Annotated in this window: 23 protein-coding genes; 11 read left to right on the forward strand and 12 right to left on the reverse strand. The window is 62.1% G+C overall.

Translation table 11 applies throughout. The features are described from left to right. Window position 1: 1 nt before the first annotated feature. The 4 genes from AC0L26_RS15610 to AC0L26_RS15625 form a co-directional block, all read right to left on the reverse strand. Window positions 2-316: a helix-turn-helix domain-containing protein gene (locus AC0L26_RS15610; protein ID WP_473633345.1), complete on the reverse strand. Its 315-nt coding sequence runs from the start codon at window positions 314-316 to the stop codon at window positions 2-4. After that, on the reverse strand, window positions 313-462 hold the full coding sequence (locus AC0L26_RS15615) for a type II toxin-antitoxin system RelE/ParE family toxin (protein WP_473633346.1): 150 nt from the start codon (window positions 460-462) through the stop codon (window positions 313-315). Before AC0L26_RS15615 ends, AC0L26_RS15610 begins: the two co-directional genes overlap by 4 nt. A gap of 232 nt (window positions 463-694) precedes the next feature. After that, window positions 695-1852 carry a cytochrome-c peroxidase gene (locus tag AC0L26_RS15620; RefSeq protein WP_473633546.1) on the reverse strand — a complete coding sequence of 386 codons (1158 nt, stop codon included), beginning with the start codon at window positions 1850-1852 and terminating at the stop codon, window positions 695-697. Between the two features lie 44 nt (window positions 1853-1896). Next, window positions 1897-2346, reverse strand: a complete 450-nt coding sequence (locus AC0L26_RS15625; RefSeq protein WP_473633547.1) for a FixH family protein — start codon at window positions 2344-2346, stop codon at window positions 1897-1899. A gap of 231 nt (window positions 2347-2577) precedes the next feature. On the opposite strand from AC0L26_RS15625, the gene AC0L26_RS15630 reads away from it, so the two are divergent. Further along, window positions 2578-3498 carry a sugar kinase gene (locus AC0L26_RS15630; RefSeq protein ID WP_473633347.1) on the forward strand — a complete coding sequence of 307 codons (921 nt, stop codon included), beginning with the start codon at window positions 2578-2580 and terminating at the stop codon, window positions 3496-3498. 62 nt (window positions 3499-3560) lie between these two features. On the opposite strand, the gene AC0L26_RS15635 is transcribed toward AC0L26_RS15630, so the two are convergent. Then, window positions 3561-4607 (reverse strand): class I SAM-dependent methyltransferase, encoded by a 1047-nt coding sequence (locus AC0L26_RS15635; RefSeq protein WP_473633348.1) that lies wholly within the window; start codon window positions 4605-4607, stop codon window positions 3561-3563. A gap of 287 nt (window positions 4608-4894) precedes the next feature. Between AC0L26_RS15635 and AC0L26_RS15640 the strand changes: the two genes are divergently transcribed. Next, window positions 4895-6904 carry a putative bifunctional diguanylate cyclase/phosphodiesterase gene (locus tag AC0L26_RS15640; RefSeq protein ID WP_473633349.1) on the forward strand — a complete coding sequence of 670 codons (2010 nt, stop codon included), beginning with the start codon at window positions 4895-4897 and terminating at the stop codon, window positions 6902-6904. 197 nt (window positions 6905-7101) lie between these two features. Here AC0L26_RS15640 and AC0L26_RS15645 read toward each other — a convergent pair whose 3' ends face one another. Together AC0L26_RS15645 and AC0L26_RS15650 are read right to left on the reverse strand one after the other, a co-directional pair. Continuing rightward, the gene (locus AC0L26_RS15645) at window positions 7102-7890 is read right to left on the reverse strand and encodes a DUF899 domain-containing protein (RefSeq protein ID WP_354491025.1); all 789 of its coding nucleotides are present in this window, start codon (window positions 7888-7890) and stop codon (window positions 7102-7104) included. Window positions 7891-8160: 270 nt separating this feature from the next. Further along, a complete protein-coding gene (locus AC0L26_RS15650; protein WP_473633350.1) occupies window positions 8161-9051 on the reverse strand; it encodes an AraC family transcriptional regulator in 891 nt (296 codons plus the stop codon). 144 nt (window positions 9052-9195) lie between these two features. Here AC0L26_RS15650 and AC0L26_RS15655 point away from each other — a divergent pair, with 144 nt between their 5' ends. Continuing rightward, window positions 9196-9951, forward strand: a complete 756-nt coding sequence (locus AC0L26_RS15655; RefSeq protein WP_473633352.1) for an SDR family oxidoreductase — start codon at window positions 9196-9198, stop codon at window positions 9949-9951. Window positions 9952-10115: 164 nt separating this feature from the next. On the opposite strand, the gene AC0L26_RS15660 is transcribed toward AC0L26_RS15655, so the two are convergent. From AC0L26_RS15660 to AC0L26_RS15670, 3 genes are all read right to left on the reverse strand, one after another. Then, window positions 10116-11147 (reverse strand): aldose epimerase family protein, encoded by a 1032-nt coding sequence (locus AC0L26_RS15660; RefSeq protein WP_473633353.1) that lies wholly within the window; start codon window positions 11145-11147, stop codon window positions 10116-10118. A 102-nt stretch (window positions 11148-11249) separates the two neighbouring features. Beyond that, complete coding sequence (locus AC0L26_RS15665; protein WP_473633354.1) at window positions 11250-12707, reverse strand: NAD-dependent succinate-semialdehyde dehydrogenase; 1458 nt, start codon at window positions 12705-12707, stop codon at window positions 11250-11252. Window positions 12708-13230: 523 nt separating this feature from the next. After that, the gene (locus AC0L26_RS15670) at window positions 13231-14178 is read right to left on the reverse strand and encodes an AEC family transporter (RefSeq protein WP_473633355.1); all 948 of its coding nucleotides are present in this window, start codon (window positions 14176-14178) and stop codon (window positions 13231-13233) included. Between the two features lie 167 nt (window positions 14179-14345). Here AC0L26_RS15670 and AC0L26_RS15675 point away from each other — a divergent pair, with 167 nt between their 5' ends. After that, the gene (locus AC0L26_RS15675; protein WP_473633357.1) at window positions 14346-14894 is read left to right on the forward strand and encodes a histidine phosphatase family protein; all 549 of its coding nucleotides are present in this window, start codon (window positions 14346-14348) and stop codon (window positions 14892-14894) included. 35 nt (window positions 14895-14929) lie between these two features. Here AC0L26_RS15675 and AC0L26_RS15680 read toward each other — a convergent pair whose 3' ends face one another. Next, window positions 14930-15625 carry a TetR/AcrR family transcriptional regulator gene (locus AC0L26_RS15680; RefSeq protein WP_473633358.1) on the reverse strand — a complete coding sequence of 232 codons (696 nt, stop codon included), beginning with the start codon at window positions 15623-15625 and terminating at the stop codon, window positions 14930-14932. Between the two features lie 191 nt (window positions 15626-15816). On the opposite strand from AC0L26_RS15680, the gene AC0L26_RS15685 reads away from it, so the two are divergent. The 6 genes from AC0L26_RS15685 (at window position 15817) to AC0L26_RS15710 (ending at window position 21614) form a co-directional block, all read left to right on the forward strand. Then, window positions 15817-16305, forward strand: a complete 489-nt coding sequence (locus AC0L26_RS15685) for a RidA family protein (RefSeq protein WP_473633548.1) — start codon at window positions 15817-15819, stop codon at window positions 16303-16305. A 387-nt stretch (window positions 16306-16692) separates the two neighbouring features. After that, on the forward strand, window positions 16693-16974 hold the full coding sequence (locus tag AC0L26_RS15690; RefSeq protein ID WP_006335407.1) for an acyl carrier protein: 282 nt from the start codon (window positions 16693-16695) through the stop codon (window positions 16972-16974). 57 nt (window positions 16975-17031) lie between these two features. Further along, window positions 17032-18225 (forward strand): beta-ketoacyl-ACP synthase, encoded by a 1194-nt coding sequence (locus tag AC0L26_RS15695; RefSeq protein ID WP_473633359.1) that lies wholly within the window; start codon window positions 17032-17034, stop codon window positions 18223-18225. A 16-nt stretch (window positions 18226-18241) separates the two neighbouring features. Further along, window positions 18242-19513 (forward strand): beta-ketoacyl-ACP synthase, encoded by a 1272-nt coding sequence (locus AC0L26_RS15700; protein WP_473633361.1) that lies wholly within the window; start codon window positions 18242-18244, stop codon window positions 19511-19513. Window positions 19514-19550: 37 nt separating this feature from the next. After that, window positions 19551-20579 carry a zinc-binding dehydrogenase gene (locus tag AC0L26_RS15705; RefSeq protein WP_473633362.1) on the forward strand — a complete coding sequence of 343 codons (1029 nt, stop codon included), beginning with the start codon at window positions 19551-19553 and terminating at the stop codon, window positions 20577-20579. Between the two features lie 39 nt (window positions 20580-20618). Next, window positions 20619-21614: a lipid A biosynthesis lauroyl acyltransferase gene (locus tag AC0L26_RS15710; RefSeq protein ID WP_473633363.1), complete on the forward strand. Its 996-nt coding sequence runs from the start codon at window positions 20619-20621 to the stop codon at window positions 21612-21614. A gap of 229 nt (window positions 21615-21843) precedes the next feature. On the opposite strand, the gene AC0L26_RS15715 is transcribed toward AC0L26_RS15710, so the two are convergent. Then, window positions 21844-22482: a TetR/AcrR family transcriptional regulator gene (locus tag AC0L26_RS15715; RefSeq protein ID WP_473633364.1), complete on the reverse strand. Its 639-nt coding sequence runs from the start codon at window positions 22480-22482 to the stop codon at window positions 21844-21846. Between AC0L26_RS15715 and AC0L26_RS15720 the strand changes: the two genes are divergently transcribed. Next, window positions 22399-23226, forward strand: coding sequence for an SDR family NAD(P)-dependent oxidoreductase (locus tag AC0L26_RS15720; RefSeq protein WP_473633365.1), 828 nt, complete (start codon window positions 22399-22401; stop codon window positions 23224-23226). The two genes, AC0L26_RS15715 and AC0L26_RS15720, sit on opposite strands and share 84 nt — an antisense overlap. The last annotated feature ends 182 nt before the right edge of the window (window positions 23227-23408 follow it).

Here is a 23408-nt window from a genome sequence, read left to right on the forward strand (position 1 = left end):
TTCAATGGCCCGAGCGCGACTTCGGCTTCCCCGGTTCGAAGCTGATACGGAGCTTCGATCCCGTTGCCTTGGCGAAACGCTGCAGGGTGCGGGTCGAGGGCATGTTTCGACCACTCTCCAGGCGAGCAATCACGGCTTGTGTCGTCCCCATGGCGGTTGCGACCTCTTCCTGCGTCATGTCCGCTTCGCCACGGGCTTTGATCAAAGCTTCCGCGATTGCGAACTCCTCTTCCAAAGCGTCGTATTCGGCAACAAACGCCGGATCCTTGAACCATTCCTTGGCGGCTTCCTCGACGAGAATTGTTTTCCGGCTCATAGGACCTCCTTTGCTCGCTTCAGAGCCAACTCAATCTCGCTTCGCGGAGTCTTCTGGGTTTTCTTGGTAAAGACCCGCACGATAACCACACGGCGCTCAGCCGCTGTCACATAGACCGCGCGAGCAATGCCGTCACGGCCCTTCATCCGCATCTCCCAGAGCCGACCTTCCAAATGCTTACGGCTCGTGCACTTTCTGCAGGCCGTGCGCTTCGATCAAACGCGATATCCGCAGAAAGCTGGCGAGGACGTCTTTCGGCTGGGCTTCGAGCTCCCGTCTCACCTCGATATTGAGAAACTCGACCGACCAGCTCATCGAATGGCAATATACCTTTTTTGCAATACTCTTCAACTGTCCTTATCGTCAGTATGCGAGCCGTCACTCCGCCAGCGTCTTCAGGAACGCCACCAGCGCAGCGCGTTCGCGGTCCGAAAGCTGCAGCGGGTGGACCTCGGATATGCCCTCGACACTCGCCGGCGCCTTCGAATAATGCGCCACTACCTCGTCGAGCGAGGAAAACTGCCCGGCATGCATGTAGGGCGGACGGGTCGCGGCACCGCGCAGCGACGGCGTCTTGTAGGCGCGGACGAGTTCCGGTCCGGCCTTGACCATGAAGCGCAGCTCGCCACAGGTGCTGGCGTCGCCATCGCGAAACGCGCCGAAACAGTTGAACGGATCGGCCTCGACCTGGCGTACCGCATCTATGCGGCCGCGATCCGGCGGCAAATTCGCAACCGGCGGCACGCCGGTGTTGTGAAAACTACCGTCGGTGAAGCGCGGACCGGTGTGGCAGGTCACGCAATTGGCCTTGCCGATGAACAGTTTCAGCCCGAGGATTTCCTCGGGCGAAAAGGCATCGGTGCCTTGCGGCTGTATACCGGTAGCCAAGGCGGCGGCGAACCGGTCGAAGCGCGTCTGCGGTGGCGAGATCGACCGCTCGAAGGCGGCGATCGCCTTGCCGATGTTGGCGAAGACGCGGTTGACACCCTCGGCCTGCGCTTCGGTCATCGTGCCCCACGCCGCTTTTTCGGCATTATTGCCAAGCGGGCTGGCATTGGCCGGCACGGTCGAAAGGTCGGGCAACGGCCCGAAGATGCGTTCATAGCGCTCGCCGAAGCGCGCCTTGATGTAATGCGCATAGGCGGCGCGATTGCCCGCCTGCTCCAGCGGATTCTCCAGTGGCGCCAGCGCCTGCGCCCAAAGGCTGTCGCGCCGCCCGTCCCAGAAGAACCATGGATCATGCGCGACGCCGGCCAGCGGCATGGTGCGCCGGTTGGTGCGGCCGAAGCCGACCGCTTGCGGCAGGTCGTCCTGGAACTGCCGGTCGATCTTATGGCAAGTCGAGCAGGAAACCTTGCCGTCGCCGCTCATCCCGACGTCGAAGAACAGCGTCGAACCAAGCGCGGCGGCAGCCGGCACATCGGCGAAGCGGTTGGTGCTGTCGGTTTTCAGCGGCGGCAGCGCCGCCAGCGCCAGCGAGGCGATGGTCTTCTTTTCGGCATCGGAAAACTCAGGCTTGCCGCAGCCGGCAAGCATGGCCGTCGCCAGCAGCGCGAAAAGGCGCAAGGGGCGGCCCCAGTTCACAGCAGCACATCGAACACGACCGTGTCGGAACCGGCCGCGGCAGAAATGGCGAAATGCAATTGCCACAATCCGCTCATCGTGAATTTCACCCCGTCGATGCGGTAGCACCCCTCGCCCAGATAGTCGGTCGCCTGCGGGCTGGTCGGCAGGCCATGCCTGTGCTGCGGCATGCCACCGGAAATCGTGATCGCGGCGCCCTCCACCGGGGCGCCCGCATTTGTCTTGAGGGTCAGCAGCCACGATTGCAGCTCGCCTTGCCTGATAACACCGCGCTCCGGCCCGAAACTGGCCACGAACAACCCGTGTGCCGTCTTCTTCGAACGGGCAATCTCGGAGACCGCACGTTGCGGCGCTTGCGGCGCGGTCAGGTAGACGGCGGCAAGAATGCCAGCCAGCAAGGCAGCCAGACCAAGACCTGCCAGAACATAACGCCATAACGATGCCAAACCGGTTCCTCTTCCAGAGATAACGTCTCGCTGGGCAGATCGCGTCCCGCCGCGCCGTTGAGAAACGAACCTGGCGCAAAATCTGCTGCCGCCAAGCATGGCGCTGCCGGCCGCAAAAAGCTACAGCACCGGGTCTTTGGTTTTGTGCATGTCGTTGTCCCAAAACCGCTGCGCACCCTGGGGTCAGGCCAAGGGCAAGCTTTTGGGCGACATGCACTAGGAGGAGGATTTATGACAGGAAACGGCGTCGCCTCGATCGGTGAATGCATGCTCGAACTTTCAGGCCAGACGGGGTCGAACTGGCGCATGGGCTTTGCCGGAGACACGTTCAACACGTTGTGGGCGCTGCATGCGTTGAGCGGCGAGCGGCCGGCGACCTATGTTTCGGCCTTCGGCGACGATCCGTTCTCGCGCGACCAGATCGATTTCTTCGCGCAAAACGGCATCGGCATCGGCGCCAGCCCGGTCATAGCAGGCGCACGGCCCGGCCTTTATGCGATCACGCTGACCGGCGCCGAACGCTCCTTCACCTACTGGCGCGGCGATGCGGCCGCAAGGCAGCTTGCCTCCGATGCGGCCGCCTTGGCGAAAAGCCTTGAAAACCAAGCGCTTGTCTACTTTTCCGGAATCACTTTGGCAATTCTCGACGAAGCCGCGCGCAAGACGTTGCTGGCGGCTGTGGCCAAGGCGCGCGCCGCCGGCTCGCTCGTCGCCTTCGACCCCAACTACCGGCCGCGCTTGTGGCACCAGCGTGAAGAAGCGCAGGCCGCGATCCTCGACGCACTCGCAGTCACCGACATCGCGCTGCCAACCTTCCCCGACGAGCAGATGCTGTTCGGCGACGCAGCGCCGCAGGCAACCGCCGAGCGGCTGGGAAAGCTGGTCGGCGAAGTCGTCGTCAAGAATGGCGAGGAGCCGGCGCTGATCGCCGCCAACGGAACGCTACGGCCCGTTCCGGCCGTGCATGTCGCCGCGCCCGTCGATACGACCGGTGCCGGCGATTCCTTCAATGGCGCCTATCTCGCCGCCCGGCTTGCCGGCCATGCCCCGACCGAGGCCGTGCTGCGCGCGCATCGCGTCGCAGCAAGCGTCGTGCAGGTGCGCGGCGCGCTGGCGCCGTTCCAGACGCTAAGGGCGGCGTTCGAAGATTAGCAACAAAATACAATCACGATGGCTGCCGCCAACGGACGGCACCTTGCAGCCCAAGGCAGTGGTTATGCGCGCTTTTGGATGACGCCATAAAGCACGTTGCGATTCTCGCCAAAAAACACCTGCGCCTCGACGGTGTTGCGGTCGACGCTGGCATTGATGATGTTCCACATATCGGCTTCCGACCGCAGCAGCAGTACCCAGTTCATGAACGTCTCCCGGTAGCCGGCGTCGGGGTTGCCCTCTGCATAATTCGCGAACAGGAATGTCCCGTTCGGCTTCAACATCTGCAGGCAGGTTTTGGTGAGCTTCACGGCGACGTTGTGCGCAAGGTAGTCGTAAAGGCCGGAGGCATAGATGAAGTCGAATTTGCCAAGCTTGTGGCCTCTCGTAAGCACGGTCCGTACCGAGCCGTCGATGGCCTCGACCGCGGTGCCCTGGAAGTCTCGCGTGATCAATCCAACGCTCTGAGGATCCTGATCGAGCGCAACCCAGCGCTTGAGACGGCCCTCCCGCAAGGCGACGGAACGATTGGCCTCCCTTAAATGGCCCGCCGCAATCGCCAGGACCTCGGTCTGCGGTCCATTCTTGATCGCAATCTCATCGACATACCGGGTCAAAAGATCGCGCCGTTCCCGTGCCGCGACGCACGACGGTACATCCTTGGTGTGGCTGTAGAGTGCCTTGCCGATCTCCGAGGCGCTGGCCACGCTCTCGGCCACGTGCGGATCACAATAGATGTAGTCGAGCAACTGCGCGTCGCCAGAATAACCTCTGGGCTTGTCATGGGACCACCGCGTGAGCGGATCCTCGAGAAAGTACTCCAATATCGGGTGGTTCTGCACGACCGGTATCAATGCTTGCCAAACGTCCGGATGAACCTTGGAACGCGTTGCGTCGAGGTACGACATCAGACGACGAATGACCTCCGCGGGATCTTTTCGTTGTTCGACTTGCTGGTGTGTCGAGTGGAGAACGAGCGCAAGCTCCGCTCGGGCGGTTTCGAACGCTTTGCGATGGAGCTCGAGCTTTCCTCGAGGGAGACTGGCGGCGATCGTCTCGGCAGTGATCAGACTTTTGCCATCGAGGATGGTTGCCACCGCAGACTCCATAATTACAATTAGCTAGATATTAGCTAGATATTGCGTAAAATTTTATCTTTGCCAAGACACACACACTCGGCATTTTAACGGTGTCGTTAATTCTTCGCCAACCATCCCAGTTCTTTGGACGCCTTGCGGGTCGAATTCCCGATACGAGTTAACGAAAGCCTATTTGCGCGACTGCATATTGTGTGCGAGGCGCCGCAATCGCTGTCGCGCCTGAGGAGTCGGCCGGCGTGGGGGCAGAAGCCAGAAATGAGTTTGGAATACAAAGCCCCGTTCAAACGGGATTTGTCGTGACGAACGAACGCGCGTCACCTGCATTGGCGGACATTGCCGATGCGGAACCGTTCGAGCTGCACTACGAACCGCGGTCCGACGAGCTTCGCAACCTCTACCGAAAGGAAGGCCAGGCGAAGCGAAGAATGGACGCCAGGCCGGGGCTTTGGATCGCCGTTGCCATCTATCTGATGTTTTCGGCAACGGATCTGCTGCTGATTCCGGATGTGGCGATCTATACGATCACGGCACGCTTCGCGGTCGGAATGACTGCGCTCCTGATCTTGGAGGCGCAACTTCGCCGGGGAGTCGCAACGGAATGGATCGACGTGACTTGCGCCGGAGCCATCATCTTTGGCTATGTTGGCTGGCTTTGCCCAGCGGTTATGGGCGCGGACAAGGAAAGTGTCTCCTACTACATGGTATTCGGCACCATATTCATGATGAGTGCTAATCTATTTTTCACATTTAAATTCAGTGTTTCTATTCTAACTTCAGCGATAATACTGGTAATTTTATATATCGTAAATTATCTTGTGCCCTCCACACTGACGTACAAAATGGTATTTGGAACCTTCTACATATCATGCTTCACCTTTACATCTTACGTAAACTGGAAGCTGAACGAGGAGCGCTACAACGTCTTCCTGAATGCCCTCGAAGCCAAAATCCAGCACAAGGAAGCCACCGAACGCGGACAGGCACTGTTGAGTCTGTCGAGAACCGATCCGCTTACGGGCCTGGAGAATCGGCGGGCGATCGACGAGAAGCTGCGGGACTACTGGAGCGACTGGCAAAAATTTGGCAGCAGTTTTGTTGCGATCCTCATCGACGTGGACTTTTTCAAAAGGTTCAACGACTTTTATGGGCATCAAGAGGGCGACCGCTGCCTGGTTCTTGTCGCCAATGCCCTTGCCGATATGGTCAAGCAGCACAATGGCTCGATCGGCCGATACGGCGGTGAAGAATTCATTGTCCTGGCCCGCATGGAAAAAAGAGAACAGGTCGCAGATATTACGGAGGCCATTCGAAGCACGGTGCAGAACCTGGCGCTTCCCCACGAGCACCGGAGAGATGGAACCTCGGTGGTGACGGTGAGCGTTGGGGCTGCGTTCACCAGGGTGCAGACTGGCGCCAAGCTGGAGAAGATCATCTACGAGGCCGATCGCGCGCTCTATCTGGCAAAAGCGGGCGGCCGCAATTGTACTTGGCTGTTCGATCCCAACGATCCCCAGAGCAGCGATGAGAGCGAGAACGTTGCGGCTTTGCTGAAGATCGCGATCGGCCAGGATCTCGTTTCACTCGTCTACCAACCTATCCAGAATGTCGCGTCGGGCCGAGTTGAAGCTGTCGAGGCGCTGATGCGGCTCAAGATGCTGGACGGCACATTGGTTCCCCCGGGCCTGTTCATTCCCGTCGCGGAACGAACAGGCGCGGTCCTGGAACTCGGGCGCTGGGCCATAAAGACAGTGTGCGCTGAACTCCTGGTCGACGATCACATCCGTGTCGTGAGTGTCAACGTCTCTCCAATTCAGCTCAAGACGCCCGGCTTCGCAACGTCTGTTGCAGCCATTTTGAGCGAGACCGGCGTAGCCGGCAGCAGGCTTGCCTTCGAAATCACCGAAGGGCTGGAGATGGAGATGCACTCCGACATTCTTCGCTGCATCAGCGACCTGAAGCTGCTTGGCATCAGGATATGGCTTGACGATTTCGGCACCGGCTTCGCCGGCCTCTCATGGCTTCGTCTTATCGACTTCGATACAGTGAAGATTGACCGCTCGTTTCTTCATGACTGCGGCACCCCAAGGGGCAAGGCGATGCTGCAAGACATCATCGCCCTGGTCCGAAACCGCGGCCATAAAATCTTGGTCGAAGGCGTGGAAACAGACAAGCAGATGGCTCTAATCCGCGAATTCGACATAGATGAAATCCAGGGTTTTTATGTCGGCCGTCCGGCTCCCGCCGCGAGGTTCCGGGCGAGACCGGTTACCCACAAGCGCCCATTTTTGGTCGTCAAATCCGCGTGAGTAGCGGCGGAGCACCCTGAGCAACTGCAAGCCGTCGTCGCCGCAGAAGCGTGATGAGAGCGCGCGCAAGGTCCGTCCGGTGTTCGCAAGACCGGGACCGTATAACTCACTACCAAACGCGATCAGGAGCGGGCGGCGGATCGATGGCCCTCAGACCAACCGTCGCCGTCCGCCCGATTCACCGGAACAGGCCTTACTCACGCCTTCGTGCTGGCCTCCCGGAACGCCGCCTCTCCGGCCTCCGACACCTCGGCCCACTTCTTGTCGGCTGCTGGATCCGCGGCGTAGCTGTCGTGCCAGTTCCACCACTTGTAGGCCGGGGTCTGGGGATAGCCTTCGGGCGAGTCCTCCCAGGCCTCCTGCCGGCCCAGGGGCGTGATGTCGAGGTAGTTCCAGGTGCCGCCCATCTGCTCGTCGCCGCGGTTGTCGATGAAGTAGGTGCGGAACACGCGGTCGCCGTCGCGGATGAACACGTTGTGACCATGCCACTGGTCCACGCCGAAGTCGGCGTCGAAGCTGTCGGTGAGCGTGAACCACGGCATCTCCCACCCCATCCGCGCCTTCAGCCGCGCGATATCGGCCTGTGGCGCACGCGAGACGAAGACAAGGGTGGTGTCACGGGCGTTCAGGTGAGCGACATGGGCGACCTGGTCGGCCACAAGGGAGCAGCCCCGGCAGGCATGGTCGGGCCAGCCGAACACGCCGGGCTCGAAGAAGGCGCGGTAGACGATCAGCTGACGCCGACCGTCGAACAGGTCGAGCAGGCTGGCCTTTCCGTCAGGCCCCTCGAACGCATAATTCTTCTCCACCGCCATCCACGGCATCCGCCGCCGCTCGGCGGCCAGCGCGTCGCGGGCGCGGGTCTGGGCCTTTTCCTTCACGAGCAGTTGCTCGCGGGCCGCCTCCCACGCCTGTGGCGACACGACCGGTGGTGTATGCATGGCGGGCTGTCCGCTTGTCCGACCGTTCTTGGCTGATGCAGTCATGGCTTTGATACCTCCTGATTTGGGCGAATTCCGGCGCCGGTGACTGAAGCGCCTTTGCATTCGCTGCCCATCGCGCGTTGTGGTGTGGAGATAGTTTGGCACCGGAAAGCGGAGGGTGGGAGTAACAAGTGTGGCGGCATTCCGAGGGAACCGCCGATTACAGGCGTCGCACGTTCGCCCGAAGCGGATGATCCCCTTCTGCGCTCGACGCGCGACAGTACTCTCCGCTCGCGCTTCGTGGCTGCTTTGCGCCTCCGGGGGTATCGACCCTCAAGCGGCGGCCAAGGTTCTGCCTCTCGCTTCTTTGGCATCCCGCACAGGCGTCCGGCCGAACAGACGACCATATTCCCGGGTGAACTGCGACACGCTTTCGTAGCCGACCGCGAATGCCGCGCTACTCGCAGTCTTTCCCTCCGATAGCATCAGCCGCCTCGCCTCAATCAGGCGCAATTGTTTCTGGAATTGCAGGGGAGAGAGCGAGGTTATGGCTCGAAAGTGCTGGTGGAATGAGGACGTACTCATCCCGGCCAAAGCCGCCAGGCGCTCGACCGGCAAAGGCTGCGCGAACTCTGCCCGAAGCACTGCGACCGCGCGCGCCACGCGCTGCACGTGACCGTCTGGCCACCCCAGATGTCGGATCGCCGACCCGTGCCGTCCGGCCAGCAGCCAATAGTGCATCTCGCGCACAAGCTGGGCCTGCAGCACCGGGACCGATGCAGGGCGATCGAGCAGCCGCATCAAACGCAGGGCCGCATCGGCGACCTCAGCGTCAGTCGGGTCAACCCGCACGGGCGCGTGGTCGGCCACATGCTGAGCGCCTATTTGCACACTCAGCTCCGCGATGACCGCCGGGTCGAGTTCCAGAACCAGCGAATAGTAAGGGGTTGCGATGCTGGCGCGGGTGATCTGGCTCACCGTTGGCACGTCTGCCGTGATCAGCAGCGAATCCCCGGCGGAGAAAGCGACGCCCTGAGTACCTATCGTGACGTGCTTGCTCCCCTGGACCACCAGACAGGCAAGCGGTCGGGAGATGTCGTAGACCAGATCGCTGGGTGCCGTCGCCCGCACCGTGTTGAGACCCGGTATCGGGGTGTGCGCCATGCCGTCTGGGTCGGCATTGGCGTCTGCATAGCGGCGGACGGCATTGAGGAGCGCGGTCATGGACCGAAACTATTCCTTTGCTGCCCGACACGCAAAGAGTTTTGGAGGATTAGGCAAAAACAACCGAGCTTCCGGCAACAAAAGCCTGCCCACCGGGCCGATATCAGCCCGGCCACAGCAGTGGTGCAAACAAAGGAGCAGGCCATGACCAAGATCACACTCGTTACTGGCGCCAGCCGCGGACTCGGGCGCAACACCGCACTCGGCATCGCACGCCGCGGCGGTGACGTTGTCCTCACCTACCATAGCCGGAGCGAGGACGCTCGGGCCGTCGTCGCAGAGATTCAGGCAACCGGCCGCAGAGCGGCCGCCCTGCAACTCGACACCGGCGACGTCGCCACCTTCGCTTCTTTCACTGAGCGCCTGCAGGCAGTATTGCGCGAAACCTGGCAGCGCGAGACGTTCGATCATCTGGTGAACAATGCCGGCCATGGCGACATGGCTATGATCGCAGAGACGACCGAGGCGCAGTTCGACCGGCTGGTTGATGTCCACTTCAAGGGCGTGTTCTTCCTCACCCAGAAGCTGCTGCCGCTGATCGCGGACGGCGGACGTATCGTAAACCTCTCCTCGGGCCTCACCAGGATGTCGTACCCGGGTTTCGCCGCCTATTCCGCGGTAAAGGGCGCGGTCGAGGTGCTTAGCGTTTATATGGCGAAGGAGTTGGGCGCCCGCGGCATCGCGGTCAACACGGTGGCGCCGGGCGCGATCGAAACCGATTTCCTTGGCGGCGCTGTCCGCGACATGCCTGATCTCAACAAGGTGTTCGCGGAAATGACTGCGCTCGGCCGCGTCGGCATGCCGGACGATATCGGGCCGATGATCGCCAGCTTGTTATCCGAGGATAATCGCTGGGTGAATGCCCAGCGGATCGAAGTGTCCGGCGGCCAAGCCATTTGACGAAGCAGGTACCACAGCGTTGATGGGCTTCAGGTTCGCTTGGGAGCGTATGCTCCTTAGAGCGGACCTGCTGTCTCGGCCAGGGCATCTGTCTGCCTGGACGGCGGACATGATCGCTTTCCGAACCGAAGGTAGCACCGTAAAATCCGGTACCGGCTTCCAGCTCATGCGTAAGGCAGCCTGAACCGGTATTCCGTCACATGATGGTAGATCTGGCCCGGCCATAGCGTCGCCTGTGGGAAATACGGCCGGTTCGGCGCGTCCGGCCAGACCTGCGGTTCCAGGCAGAAGCCCGAAAAGGCCTTGTAATGACGTCCCCCTAGTCCCGGCGAAGGCGGCGCCAGATACTGGCCGGTATAGAGCTGGACGCCCGGCTCCGTGGTCCAGAGTTCCATCTCGACGCCGGAATTTGCCCCTTGTGCCCATGACGCCTGCCTGAGCGGTCCGCGCGTCGCGGCAAGGCAGAAATTATGGTCGTAGGCAAGCTGCTTGCCCTCGCTCTCCATGCGCAGCAGCCGCGCCTGGCGGAAATCGAACGGCGTGTCGTCGACCGGTTTCACGACGCCGGTCGGGATCAGGTCGCCATCGACCGGAAGATAGGCGCCGGCGTTCAGCATCAGCCGATGGTCGAGGATGTCGCCGGCGCCGCCATCATCCAGGTTGAAATAGGAATGCTGGGTGAGGTTGCACAGCGTCGGCTCCTCGCAGGTGGCGGTCATCTCGACGCTGAGCGTGCCGGGGATCTTCAGCCTGTAGGTGCAGGTCACGTCAAGCGCGCCGGGAAAGCCCATCGTGCCGTCGGGATCATGCAGGGTCAGGGTGACAAAATCCCTGCCATGCAGCGAAACTTCCCATGGCCGGTGGGAAAAACCTTGCGAGCCGCCATGCAGCGTGTGCTTGTCGAGGAAATTGCGCTCGGTCTGGTAGCGCTGGCCGGCGATCGTGAAGCGGCCGTCGCGGATGCGGTTGGCATAGCGTCCGACGACGGTTCCGAAGAAAGCCGTGTCCGTCTCGTAGGGCTCGAAACTGTCATAGCCGAGCACCAGCGGCGCATCGTGCCCGGTCAGGCGCAGATCCTGGATAATCGCACCCAGCCCTATGATGTTGGCGGTGAGGCCGCCGCCGCGGATGGTGAAGCGGCGGACGGCCTCACCCGCTTGCGTCATGCCGAAGACCTCGCCGTCCTTCATCGCCATGCCCGAAACGCCAGTTGGTCGATCGATTCCCGCCTGGCCTCTCGGGCCGGCTTGGGTCTGTCGATAGTCAACAGACCCCACTCAATCAGAGAGCGGCCCCAATCAAAGGCCGAGGCCGCCGATGCAGACATATTTGGTGTCGAGATAATCCTCGATGCCCTGATGTCCGCCTTCCTTGCCGAGGCCCGATTCCTTGACGCCGCCGAACGGCGCCTCAGGCGTGGTGATCAAGCCTTCATTGACGCCGACCATGCCGTATTTCAGCCCTTCCATGACCCGGAAGGCGCGGCCGAGATCGCCGGTGTAGAAATAGCAGGCGAGGCCGAATTCGGTGTCGTTGGCGAGTGCGATCGCTTCCTCTTCGGTCTCGAACTTGAACACCGGCGCTACCGGGCCAAAGATCTCCTCCTTCATGAAGCGCATCTTCGGCGTTGCATCCGCGATCACCGTCGGCTGGAAGAACGAGCCGCCCAGCGCATGGCGCTTGCCGCCGGCCACGACCTTTCCGCCCTTGGCGGTGGCGTCGGCGATCAGTTCCTCGACCTTCTCGACTGCCTTCTCGTCGATCAGTGGCCCCTGCTGCACGCCGTCCTCGAGGCCGGAACCGACTTTCAGGCCGTTGCTGGCGGCGGCGAGCTTTTCAACGAACTTGTCATAGACGCCAGCCTGAACCAGGAAGCGGTTGGTGCACACGCAGGTCTGGCCCGAATTGCGATATTTCGCAGTGATCGCACCGGTGACGGCACGCTCGATGTCGGCGTCGTCGAAGACGAGGAACGGCGCATTTCCCCCAAGCTCCATCGACACTTTCTTCACGGTCGTCGACGACTTCTGGATCAGGATCTTGCCGACCTCGGTCGAGCCGGTGAAGGTGATCTTCTTGACCAGCGGGTTGGCGCAGATCTCGTCGCCGATCTCGCCGGCGGCGCCGGTCAGGATGTTGATGACGCCCTTGGGGAAGCCGACTTCTTCGGCGAGCGCGCCCCAGGCAAGGCCTGAATAAGGCGTCTGCGACGCCGGTTTGACGACAGCGGTGCAGCCGGCGGCAAGCGCCGGGCCGAGCTTGCGGGCCAGCATCGAGGACGGGAAATTCCATGGCGTGATGGCGGCGATGACGCCGACCGGCTCCTTGGTCACCAGGATGCGGCGGTCCGCCCAGGGCGACGGCACGACATCGCCATAGGTGCGGCGGCCTTCTTCGGCGAACCACAGGATGTAGGATGCGGCCGAACCGATCTCGCCCTTCGATTCGAACAGTGACTTGCCCTGCTCGATGGTCAGCAGCTCGGCCAGCACATCCTGATTGTCCATCATCGCGTCATGCAGCTTGCGCAACAGCTTCGAACGCTCGAGCGCGGTGGTCTTGCGCCAGGTCTTGAAAGCTTCGTCGGCGGCTTCGATGGCGCGACGTGTCTCGGCCTTGCCGGACTTCGGCACGGTGCCGATCTTGAGGCCGGTGGCCGGATTGTTGACGTCGACCGTCTGGCCGCTGTCGGCCTGCACCCACTCGCCATTGATGAGATTGGCCTGGCGCATGAAATGGCTGGTTTTCTGAAGCATGGTCTAGCCTCCGTTCGGCGCACTGACGGGCCGGTATCTGGATTTCTTTGACGGGCGTGCGCAATGGCATCGATGCCGGCACGCCTGGAGCCATTGCTCTTTACCTAGGGCAAGCCCCGCAATCAATCGCAAGATGGCATATAGGGTTTGGGCCAGCGTTAGGCGAGGCCCGGTTTTGCGCTTGGCCCCTCCCTCCGTCATCCCAGGGCGGAGCGACGCGAAGCGGAGCGCAGACCCTGGGATCCATGCCGTTACATTAGCCGAAGAATGCAGCGGTTCGGAGGTAAAGCTGCTCTGTAGCGATCCTTCGCGCCCCAGCTGTCCGTCCGGCATCAAAGGCTTTGCACCGCTGCAACGCTCTTATGCGACGGCATGGATCCCAGGGTCTGCGCCGCGTCGCTTCGCTCCTTGCTCCGCCCTGGGATGACGAAGGGAGGGATGTCTCAGCCAATCCTAGAGGCTTGCGATTGCCACCAAAATTGCCGACCGGCATCCAACCTGTCAAAATCACCGTGTCGCGGAACTATCCAAACACGTGGACGGCCACCGTCAGCCAGAACGCCGTAGTGATGACCGCGCAGGCAGTAGCGATGGTCATCTGGTTCGATGCCAATGCCTGGCCGGTGTTGAACTGCGTGGCAATCAGGTAGGAATTGACCCCGGATGGCAGCGCGGCCGCCACCACCGCCACCTTCGCCGACAGCGGCGGCAAGCCAAGCAGCCAGACCAGGCCGAGCGCGACGGCCGGCATCAGCAGCAGCTTCAGCGCCGACAGCGCCAGCGCCGGCCGCACGTTGCCGGAAATGCCGAAACGGCATAGGCCAAGCCCCATGGCAAACAAGGCGACCGGTCCGGCGATGTTGGCCAACGCGTCGACCAGCCGGACAGCCAGCGCCGGCAATGGCAGGTCGGTGAAACGCCACACCCATCCGGCCAGGATGCCGATGATCAGCGGATTGGAAAACACTTTATGAAGGAAGCGCCGGATGATGCGCAGCGGATGCACGTGCTCGTCACCGCGGCCAAAAATCTCAAACAGGATGATCGACGCCATGATCATCGTCGGCAGATGCACGGAAATCAGCAGCGACAGCACTTCGAACCCATCTGGCCCGAATGTGCCGAGCACGAACGGGATGCCGAGCAGGACGAGATTGGAAAAAGCCGACGACACGCCGCCGACGACTCCCGCACGCGCGTCGCGCCCGAACACCCGTGTGGTGACCAGATGGCCGGCGGCCCATGTGATTGCTGCCGCCGCAAAATACGCTCCCCAGAACGACCAGGGCGCTGCGCCATGGAAATCGGCGTTGACCATGGTGCGGAACAGAAGCAGCGGCATCGCCACCCCGACGGCGAATTCGGCGATGGCCGCGCCCGCCTCGGCCTTCAAATAGCCGGTGAGCCCGGCCAGATAGCCGAGCGCGACAAGACCGAAGACAAAAAGGACGGTTTCGATGAGTGGAGACATTTTTCTCCTGATAGGCGAGCCGCGATTGCAGCGCAATCGCCCCGCCTTCCGAAGCGGCCTGTGCTGGCAAACAGCCGGGATCGGTCATGCCTTGTTTTTCAGCCGGCTTTGCCGTCCCTATATCAGGTCACCGCAACCCATCTGCGGTGGCCGGAAAAGGACGTCTGATGCTTCGATTTGTGCTGACTCTATTGCTGCTCGTCGTTCCCGCCGCGGCCCATGCGACTGAAGCCGGCTGGGCGCTGTTGCGCGACGGCGGGCATGTGGTGCTGCTCCGCCATGCCATGGTCACCGGCGCCACCGATCCGGCGAATTTCGACATCGAGAAATGTGCGACCCAGGTCAACCTCTCGGTGCGTGGCAAGCAGCAGGCGCGCAAGATCGGCGCGCTGTTCGCCGCCCGCGCCGCGCCCATCGAGCGCATGCTGTCGAGCCGCTATTGCCGCTGCCTCGACACCGCTAGCATCGCTTTCAGAGCAGAGCCGGAACCGTTCGCGCCGCTTGACCTGTTGAAGACCGACGCGAGCGAGAAAGCCGCCCAGCTCGAGGCGATCATGGCCGAGATCCGCAATTATTCCGGCTCCGACAATGTGGTCATGGTCACCCATCTGGAAAACATAATGGCCCTCACCGGCATCTCGCCGCGCGAAGGCGAAGCCGTGATCGTCGAGCCGCAAGACGACGGCCTGCGCGTGCTCGGCCGCGTCACCTTCTAATCCGCGCTGGAACCGGCGTTCATGTCAGGAAGTCATTATCTTGGAGAAAGGCCATCGAGCAGAAACCCGAGGCCTTTCCGGAAAGCACCATCCCAATCGTTGTCCAGCAGCAGACGAGAGCGTTCGATTGTCGGGTAGCGTTCGCTGGGACTTGTAAGGCGCTGCTGCGCTGCGGCCCTGTCCTCGTCCGAAAGGTCGAAGCTTGCCCGGGTGACGGTGGCGCCCATCACATAGTTCCAGAGCGACCATATCGCGACGTTCAGATCTGCGTCCGCAACACCGGCTCTGGACAAGGTCTTGCTCAGCAACTCTAAGCGGCTGAGGATGTTCTGGCCGAGCGCCCGGCGCGGCAACAGCGATGCCGACCAAGGATGGCGCAGCATGCTGGCGCGCCAGTCTTCGAGCATATGAACGACTTCTCCGCGCCAGTCTTCAGACTGAGCTATTTGCGATGGCCCGCGATATTCGAGCACCGAGTCGAGCGCCAGATCGAAGACATTCTCCTTGTTGTCGACGTGCCAATATAGGCTCATCACGCCCGAGCCGAGGGCATCGGCCAGCCGGCGCATCGTCAATCCGTCGGCCCCATGAGCGTCCAGCAGTTCTACCGCGGCCGCCACGATGCGTTCCCGAGAGAGAGGCGGTTCGCTGCGCGGCTCTCCCGCTGGCTGGAGCCACTCGCTTGTCCGTTGAGAGCGTTTGCTCCGGGCGCCGCTACGTTTGGCTGCCATCCTTCTTCCTCGCTGTTCGGATGTCGATTTTGACCGGCAACGCGATGAATGTCGATCTTGAACGATTGACTCGTACGGCGTACCATACGATTAAATCGTACCTCGTACGAGTCGTATGGGCGATACGCAAAATTCAATCATGCGACCGCGAGGATACGTTGCTCGCAGTTCCGCAGAGCCAAGAGAAAATCATGTCACGCGCAATCAAGCATCTGCTTATCGGAGGGTTAATCATCATGACCATGGGCATTCCCACTGCGACGACAGCGAATGAGAATGATCTCAAGCTGACCATCGTCAATCCGCAAAACCTCTACGACCCGTCGCCGAATGGCTACAGCACGGCAGTGATCACGCCCAGCAATACCCGAGTTGCTTACATCTCCGGACAGGGCGGACAAGACAGCACGGGAGCGTTGTCGCCCGACTTCGCTGTCCAGGTTGTGCAGGCCTACGCAAATTTGCGCACCGCCCTCGATGCGCTCGGTGCCAGGCCGGATCAGGTCGCCAAGCTCACGGTCTTCGTGGTCGATCACGATATGTCAAAGCTTGAGGTGCTGACCAAGAACGTCAAGGAGATGTTCGGCGACACGCTGCCGGCACAGACACTGGTTCCCGTTCCCAAGCTCGCAATTGATCCCATGCTGTTCGAGGTGGAAGCCGTGGTCGTGCTTGACTAACGAGGCGGTGCTGTTGGCCTGATCGCTTGAATTGAGACGGTGGGCGCGCCAACTGCGCGCTCACCACGCTGTCGACTGTTGCCGAAGCACGGTTCTGTGGCTGCGCTCAAGGGAGTTCGGTATTCCCTTCCCGCCGGTTTCGGCGCGATGGCTGTCCACCGCGCCAAGCTCCATTCCATAGATGCGCTGCAAATGGCCGGTCGTCTCCAGGTCGCCGCGAAGGTTTCGGCACATCGCCGGGCGGGTTGCCGGCGCCCCTCTTGCCTTGGCAGAACAGTCACCCCATCTGCGCCCGGCGTATCAGGCCTTTTCCTGCCCGGAAAAACCGATTAGACAGCGCGCAAACACATGCGGACAGATTCCGCCCGCAACCCGAAGGAAAAGCCCTTGTCCACCACGTTCGACAAAGTCGCCAAGATCATCGCCGACACCAGTGAGATCGATATCGACACGATCACCCCTGAAAGTCACACCATCGACGATCTCGGCATCGACAGCCTCGACTTCCTCGACATCGTCTTTGCCATCGACAAGGAATTCGGCATCAAGGTGCCGCTGGAAAAGTGGACGCAAGAGGTCAATGACGGCAAGGCCTCGACCGACGATTACTTCGTCATGAAAAACCTGTGCGCCAAGATCGACGCACTGGTCGCGGCCAAGAACGCCTGACGTCCAGTTGAGCGCGTGATCTTGACGCGCTCCGCCGCCTGACCCACAAAGCCGCTCATGAGCAGCCCCCACCACGTCGTCATATCTGGCATTGGCCTTGTCTCTTCGCTGGGAGAAGGTCCGGATGCGCATTGGCGCAAACTCGTCCAGCCGGGCCTGGAACCCGTGCTCGAACCCGCGCGCTTCTCGCCCTACACCGTCCACCCGCTGCCGGAGATCGACTGGAACCTGCAGATCGCCAAGCGCGGCGACCAGCGGCAGATGGAGACTTGGCAGAGGCTCGGCACCTACGCCGCCGGCATGGCGCTGGACGACGCCGGCATCAAGGGCAATGACGAACTCTGCACGACCATGGACATGGTGGTGGCTGCCGGCGGCGGCGAGCGCGACGAGGCGGTCGACGCCGACATTCTCGCCGCTTCGGAAAGCCGCAACGACCGCGACGTGCTGCTCAACGAGAAACTGACCACCGAATTGCGGCCGACGCTGTTTCTGGCACAGCTCTCAAACCTGCTCGCCGGCAACATCTCCATCGTTCACAAGGTGACGGGATCGTCGCGCACCTTCATGGGCGAGGAAGGTGCCGGCGTCGCCGCTGTCGAGACGGCCGCCGCACGCATCCGCTCCGGCCAGTCGACGCATATACTGGTCGGCGGCGCCTTCCAGACCGAGCATTCCGACATGCTGCTTGGCTACGAACTGGCCGGCTATCTGCATCGTGGCCCCTGGAAACCGGTCTGGCAGAGACAGGGCGCCGAAGGCGGCGGCGTGGTGACCGGATCCGGCGGCGCGTTTCTCGTCCTGGAACAGCGCGAGCACGCGATCAGCCGCGGGCGAAAGATCTATGCCGAGCTCGGCCCCGTCGTGTCGGGACGCGCCAAACGCCGGCAGGGCGAGCTCGATGGCGAGATTGCCGCGCTGCTCACGCAGGCAGCATTGCCGAACGGCGAGTTGCTGACGATTTCAGGCGCTTCGGGCGCCCATGCCGCTACTGCTGCCGAGAAATCCGCGCTCGACGCCCATCCGGCGATTGCCGCACGCGGCTTTTCGACGCTGACCGGCCACATGAAGGAAGCGCAGTTTCCCTTTGCCGTGGCGCTGGCGGCACTGGCCGTCGAGCGCAAGGCCGCCTACCCGGCTTTTGACACCGCCAACGAGAAGCCGTTCGACGGCATTCCCGCGACCGTCCTTGCAACGGCGATCGGCTATCACCAATTCGAGGGCATGGCGTTGGTCAACGCCGCCGAATAAAGGTCCAGGACAAGTCATGGCCAATCTGAACGACCACATGGGCAGGCCGATCGTCGCCGTCACCGGTATCGGCGTGGTGACGTCGCTGGGTGTCGGCAAGGCCGACAATTGGGCAGCGCTCACAGCGGGCAAGTCCGGCATCCATCCGATCACCCGCTTTCCGGTCGACCATCTGAACACCCGCATCTCCGGCACGGTCGATTTCCTGCCTTCGAGCTCCAAGGGCGCCAGCCTTCTTACCAACGATCTCGCCGAGATCGCCGCGCAGGAAGCCGTGGCCGAAGCCGGCCTTGATTCGGGCGATTTCGGCGGGCCGCTTTTCCTCGCTTCGCCGCCGGTCGAACTCGACTGGAGCGAGCGCTTTTCGCTCTACAATTCCGACAAGGACGACATCGGCGCCGAGAGGCTGCTTCGCGTGGCGCGGGGCTTGAAGGAACTCGATGTTTTCGAAACCACGCAGTTCGGTTCGATCGCCGACCGGCTCGCCGACCGTTTTGGGACACGCGGCCTGCCGATCACGCTGTCGACCGCCTGCGCCTCGGGCGCCACCTCGATCCAGCTCGGCGTCGAGGCGATCCGCCGCGGCGAATGCGACAGGGCGCTGTCGATCGGCGCCGACGGTTCGGCGACCGCCGAGGCGCTGATCCGTTTCTCGCTGCTTTCCGCGCTCTCCACCCACAACGACATTCCCGAAAAGGCATCCAAGCCATTCTCTAGGGATCGCGACGGTTTTGTCCTTGCTGAAGGCTCCGGCGCGCTGGTGCTGGAATCGCTGGAGGCCGCACTCGCCCGTGGCGCGACCATCCTCGGCATCCTGCGCGGCTGCGGCGAAAAGGCCGACGACTTCCATCGCACCCGCTCGAAGCCGGACGGTTCGCCGGCGATCGCGGCGGTTCGCGCCGCCCTTGCCGATGCAGGCCTGAGCGAAGACGAGATCGACTATGTCAACGCCCATGGCACCTCGACCCCGGAAAACGACAAGATGGAGCATCTGTCGCTGTCGACCGTGTTCGGCGAGCGGATCGGCTCGATGCCGATCTCGTCGAACAAATCGATGATCGGCCACACGCTGTCGGCCGCCGGCGCCGTCGAGGCCGCGTTTTCGCTGATGACCATGCGCGAAAGCGTCATCCCGCCGACCATCAATTACGACAATCCCGATCCGGCGATCGTGCTCGACGTGGTGCCGAACAAGAAGCGCAATGCCGAGGTCGGCACGGTGCTGTCGAACTCCTTCGGCTTCGGCGGCCAGAACACCTGCCTTGTCATGGCGCGGGAACCGGTCTAAGCGAGCCTTTTCCAGCTCAACAGAACCGACAGGCCTAATGCGCGCATTGCAACTTATCGAGGACCGCCGCCTTGAAACGGTGGACCTGCCGCCCCCGCCGCAGCCTGCGCTGGGTGAAGTGACGCTGCGCATCAAGGCCGTGGCGCTCAACCATATCGACGTCTGGGGCTGGCGCGGCATGGCCTTTGCCAAGCGCAAGCTGCCGCTGGTCGTCGGCGCCGAAGCCTCCGGCGAGGTCGAGGCGGTCGGCCCCGGCGTCTCCAGCCTTGTGCCCGGGCAGCTTGTGTCGATCTATGGCGCGCGAACCTGCGGGCTTTGCCGTGCCTGCCGCGAAGGCCGCGACAATCTTTGCGAACATGTCTCGGGCGTTCACGGCTTCCATCTCGACGGCTTTGCGCAAGAAAAGATAAACCTGCCGGCGCGCCTGCTGGTCCCTGCCCCGCCCGGCGTGACGGATATCGGGGCGGCCGTCGCACCCGTCACCTTCGGCACGGTCGAGCACATGCTGTTCGACAATGCCCAGCTGCAACCCGGCGAAACCATCCTCATCCATGCCGGCGGCTCGGGCATCGGCTCCGCCGCGATCCAACTGGCAAAGAAAATGGGCTGCACCGTGATCACCACGGTCGGCTCGAACGACAAGATCGACAAGGCGAAGGCGCTTGGCGCCGACCACGTCATCAACTATCGCGAGGACCGCTTCGAAGGCGTCGTGCGCAAGCTGACCAAGAAGAAGGGCGTCGACGTCGTCTTCGAGCATGTCGGCGCCGATACCTTTGCCGCCTCGATGCTGTGCCTGAAACGCGGCGGTCGCCTGGTGACCTGCGGCTCGACCTCTGGCGTCTCGACCCAGATCAATCTGATGCAATTGTTCCAGCAGCAGCTGAAGCTGCTCGGCTCCTTCGGCTGCCGCATGGGAAACATGGCCGACGCCATGCAGAAAATGGCGGCGGGACTGGTTTCTCCGGTTATCGACACCGAGGTCGGCTTCGACGGCATCGACGCTGCCCTGAAGCGCATGGAAGGCCGCGACGTGTTCGGCAAGATCATACTGCGCGTCGGTTAGTCCGTGATGTTGCTGTCTGAAAACATCATGGTCTAGGGGATGATCGGCGACGCCTTCAGGAAGCTCCGCAGGGACCTGGCGTTCCGCCACGGCAGGCGGCTGCGCCAGTTCAACTATTGGCTGCTTGCGCGTGCCGCGATGACGATGATCTGGGTACTGCGTCTGCTGCCGGTCGACAGCGCGCTCAATTTCGCCGACCGCGTCGCCCGCCGCGTTGGGCCTTGGGTGGGACGCCACAACGTCGCCGTCGCCAATCTGCGCAAGGCCTATCCGGAAAAGAGCGACAGCGAAATCCAGGCCATCGCTTCCGACATGTGGGGCAACATGGCCCGCCTCGCCGCGGAATACATCTTTCTCGATGCGCTCTTCGATTACGACCCGAAAGCGACGAAGCCGGGCCGCGTCGAGGTCCGCGGCGTCGATCATTTCGTCGAGATCGCCGGCGAGCAAAAACCGCATATCATCTTCACCGGGCATCTCGGCAATTTCGAGCTGCTTCCGGTAGCGGCAGCCACTTTCGGCATGAACATCACGGCGCTGTTTCGCCCGCCCAATAACCCTTACCTTGCCGATTATATCCTCTCGACGCGCCGCTCGACCATGGGGTCGCTGCTGCCCTCTTCGACCGGCGCTTCATTCGCGCTTGCCGCCATCCTGGAGAAAGGCGGCAATATCGGCGTGCTGGTCGACCAAAAATTCTCGGGCGGGCTCGCAACGACCTTCTTCGGCCGCCCATGCGAGAGCAACCGGGTCCTGGGCACTCTGGCGCGCCACTATGACTGCGATGTCTATCCGGCGCGCTGCATGCGCCTGCCGGGTAACCGCTTCCGGCTGGAGATCGAGGACAAGCTGACCTTGCCGCGCACCGCCGGCGGCAGCGTCGACGTCCACGGCACCACCCAGCTTCTCAACGACGTGGTCGAGCGCTGGGTGCGCGAGGATCCCGGCCAGTGGATGTGGTTCCACAGAAGATGGGAGATCAGCGGCCGGCGCAAAAAGCGTCGGTCGGCGAGACAGCGCGGTGAAGCCGCCTGAGCGGAAGCCGCAACATGCAGAAGCCGCAAGATGTGACATTTTCAACTTGACAGGTGACGGCAGCTATGCTAGGAATTTATTCATGGTGCTGATTTGCGCCAATGATCCGCCCGGCTTCCGAGGCGGGTTTTGTTTGGTCACCCACCGTTTGGCGGCCACCTGCCCCGGCAAGACCAATCCGACTTTCGAGAACTCACGCAGGCGTCGGAGCGAGACTGACAGCTTTCTTCTAGACTTTAGGGCCAACCGAAGGGGCGCCGCCATAGCGAAGCCCGTCCACCAGCAAGCCGACCATGCGTCGTGCTTGCTCGGGGCCTCCGCCATAGTGGTCTGGTGAACAGAGCCTGGCTATCGCGAACAATAGTTCTTTGGCATCAACGTCTGCGCGAACATCGCCCGCTTCGGTCGCGGCATCCAGCAAGGTCTGCAGCGCGGGCCGAAGTTTCTCGAGAAAATAGAGCGGCAACGACTCGTATGCCGGATCGCCTGAGGAGAAAGCCGCCGCGAGTCCACGCTTGGCAGCGATAAAGTCCACGTAACGCTGCATCCATCGGGCCAGCGCTTCGCCGGGTTCATATTCGGCCGCAATGACAGATGCAGCATTTGCGCAGGCATCCACTTCGTTACGGAAGACCGCCACGATCAGGTCTGAGCGCTGCGGAAAATGGCGATAGAGCGTACCCACGCCAACGCCGGCCTTATCGGCGATCTCTCGCACCGGAGCATCGACCCCCGACGTTGCAAAGACTGCCATTGCCGCTTCGAGCAGCGCCTTGGAGTTGCGTTGCGCGTCTGCACGCACGCGCCTATCCGTCGAGTTTACAGGCTCCAAGCCACCACCCCGCTCCTGCGATTTGTCGTCCATCATTTTCCACTTGATAAACGGAACAACGTTCCGTATAAAAACGGAATGAAGTTCCGCTTGGGGAAATTAGCACAGCATGGCTTCGTTGCCTACACGTCAATGCAAAAAGAGGAGATCACCATGCAGGACAAACCCGTCGCCCTGGTCACCGCGGCCAACAACGGAATCGGTCTCCAAATCGCCAAGGATCTGGCGACGCACGGCCTCACCGTGCTCGTGGGGTCGCGTAACTTCGAGCATGCGCAGACGGCTGCACAGAGCGTCGGAGCGGATGGCCGCGCCCTCCAGCTCGACATCGCGAATCAAGCCTCGATCGCCGCCGCGGCAGAGCGCATCCGCAATGAATTCGGCCGTCTCGACGTGCTGGTGAACAATGCAGGCATTTCCCAAACGGGAAAGCCGGGCATTTCCCATGCGGGAAAGCCGGGTCGCCCGAGCGTCGCGTCTCTCGACGAGGTACCCGCACTGTTCGAGACAAACGTGTTCGGCGTCATCGCCGTCACACAGGCGATGCTGCGGCTCCTTGAGGAGGCGCCGGCGGCACGTATCGTCAACGTAGACCCGTCCAATCCACGTCGCACATTGTTCGGCCCCGTCTACAGCCCCTCGAAGACTGGCCTCGATGCGACGACGCTCGCCTTCGCCATCGAATTTGAGGACGCTGGCATCGAGGCCAACGCCGCTTGCCTCGGCTTCACTTCGACGAACCTCAACAGCTTCGAGGGTACGAACGAACGGGCCGCGTGAGCCCGTTCGCTCGCGCTCTGATCGCCATCGCAGGCGCCGCCGCATGTGGCGGATGATCGCCGAATGCCCGGGGAGCCGGTTCTTCCCCGCTTCGCTCTGTCGGCATCGTGGTGGAAAGCTACAGGATAACTGGCAAACCAATCGGGCACGTCTACGTCAAGGTAGCGGTTAACAAACAAATC

This window comes from Mesorhizobium sp. WSM4823 (genome assembly GCF_055811195.1).

Excerpts from the sequence above, each read along its gene's own strand:
- AC0L26_RS15610 (WP_473633345.1), bottom strand. The coding sequence starts at position 316 with ATGAGCCGGAAAACAATTCTCGTCGAGGAAGCCGCCAAGGAATGGTTC.
- AC0L26_RS15615 (WP_473633346.1), bottom strand. The coding sequence starts at position 462 with ATGAAGGGCCGTGACGGCATTGCTCGCGCGGTCTATGTGACAGCGGCT.
- AC0L26_RS15620 (WP_473633546.1), bottom strand. The coding sequence starts at position 1,852 with ATGCTTGCCGGCTGCGGCAAGCCTGAGTTTTCCGATGCCGAAAAGAAG.
- AC0L26_RS15630 (WP_473633347.1), top strand. The coding sequence starts at position 2,578 with ATGACAGGAAACGGCGTCGCCTCGATCGGTGAATGCATGCTCGAACTT.
- AC0L26_RS15635 (WP_473633348.1), bottom strand. The coding sequence starts at position 4,607 with ATGGAGTCTGCGGTGGCAACCATCCTCGATGGCAAAAGTCTGATCACT.
- AC0L26_RS15645 (WP_354491025.1), bottom strand. The coding sequence starts at position 7,890 with ATGACTGCATCAGCCAAGAACGGTCGGACAAGCGGACAGCCCGCCATG.
- AC0L26_RS15650 (WP_473633350.1), bottom strand. The coding sequence starts at position 9,051 with ATGACCGCGCTCCTCAATGCCGTCCGCCGCTATGCAGACGCCAATGCC.
- AC0L26_RS15655 (WP_473633352.1), top strand. The coding sequence starts at position 9,196 with ATGACCAAGATCACACTCGTTACTGGCGCCAGCCGCGGACTCGGGCGC.
- AC0L26_RS15660 (WP_473633353.1), bottom strand. The coding sequence starts at position 11,147 with ATGGCGATGAAGGACGGCGAGGTCTTCGGCATGACGCAAGCGGGTGAG.
- AC0L26_RS15665 (WP_473633354.1), bottom strand. The coding sequence starts at position 12,707 with ATGCTTCAGAAAACCAGCCATTTCATGCGCCAGGCCAATCTCATCAAT.
- AC0L26_RS15670 (WP_473633355.1), bottom strand. The coding sequence starts at position 14,178 with ATGTCTCCACTCATCGAAACCGTCCTTTTTGTCTTCGGTCTTGTCGCG.
- AC0L26_RS15675 (WP_473633357.1), top strand. The coding sequence starts at position 14,346 with ATGCTTCGATTTGTGCTGACTCTATTGCTGCTCGTCGTTCCCGCCGCG.
- AC0L26_RS15680 (WP_473633358.1), bottom strand. The coding sequence starts at position 15,625 with ATGGCAGCCAAACGTAGCGGCGCCCGGAGCAAACGCTCTCAACGGACA.
- AC0L26_RS15685 (WP_473633548.1), top strand. The coding sequence starts at position 15,817 with ATGTCACGCGCAATCAAGCATCTGCTTATCGGAGGGTTAATCATCATG.
- AC0L26_RS15695 (WP_473633359.1), top strand. The coding sequence starts at position 17,032 with ATGAGCAGCCCCCACCACGTCGTCATATCTGGCATTGGCCTTGTCTCT.
- AC0L26_RS15700 (WP_473633361.1), top strand. The coding sequence starts at position 18,242 with ATGGCCAATCTGAACGACCACATGGGCAGGCCGATCGTCGCCGTCACC.
- AC0L26_RS15705 (WP_473633362.1), top strand. The coding sequence starts at position 19,551 with ATGCGCGCATTGCAACTTATCGAGGACCGCCGCCTTGAAACGGTGGAC.
- AC0L26_RS15710 (WP_473633363.1), top strand. The coding sequence starts at position 20,619 with ATGATCGGCGACGCCTTCAGGAAGCTCCGCAGGGACCTGGCGTTCCGC.
- AC0L26_RS15715 (WP_473633364.1), bottom strand. The coding sequence starts at position 22,482 with ATGATGGACGACAAATCGCAGGAGCGGGGTGGTGGCTTGGAGCCTGTA.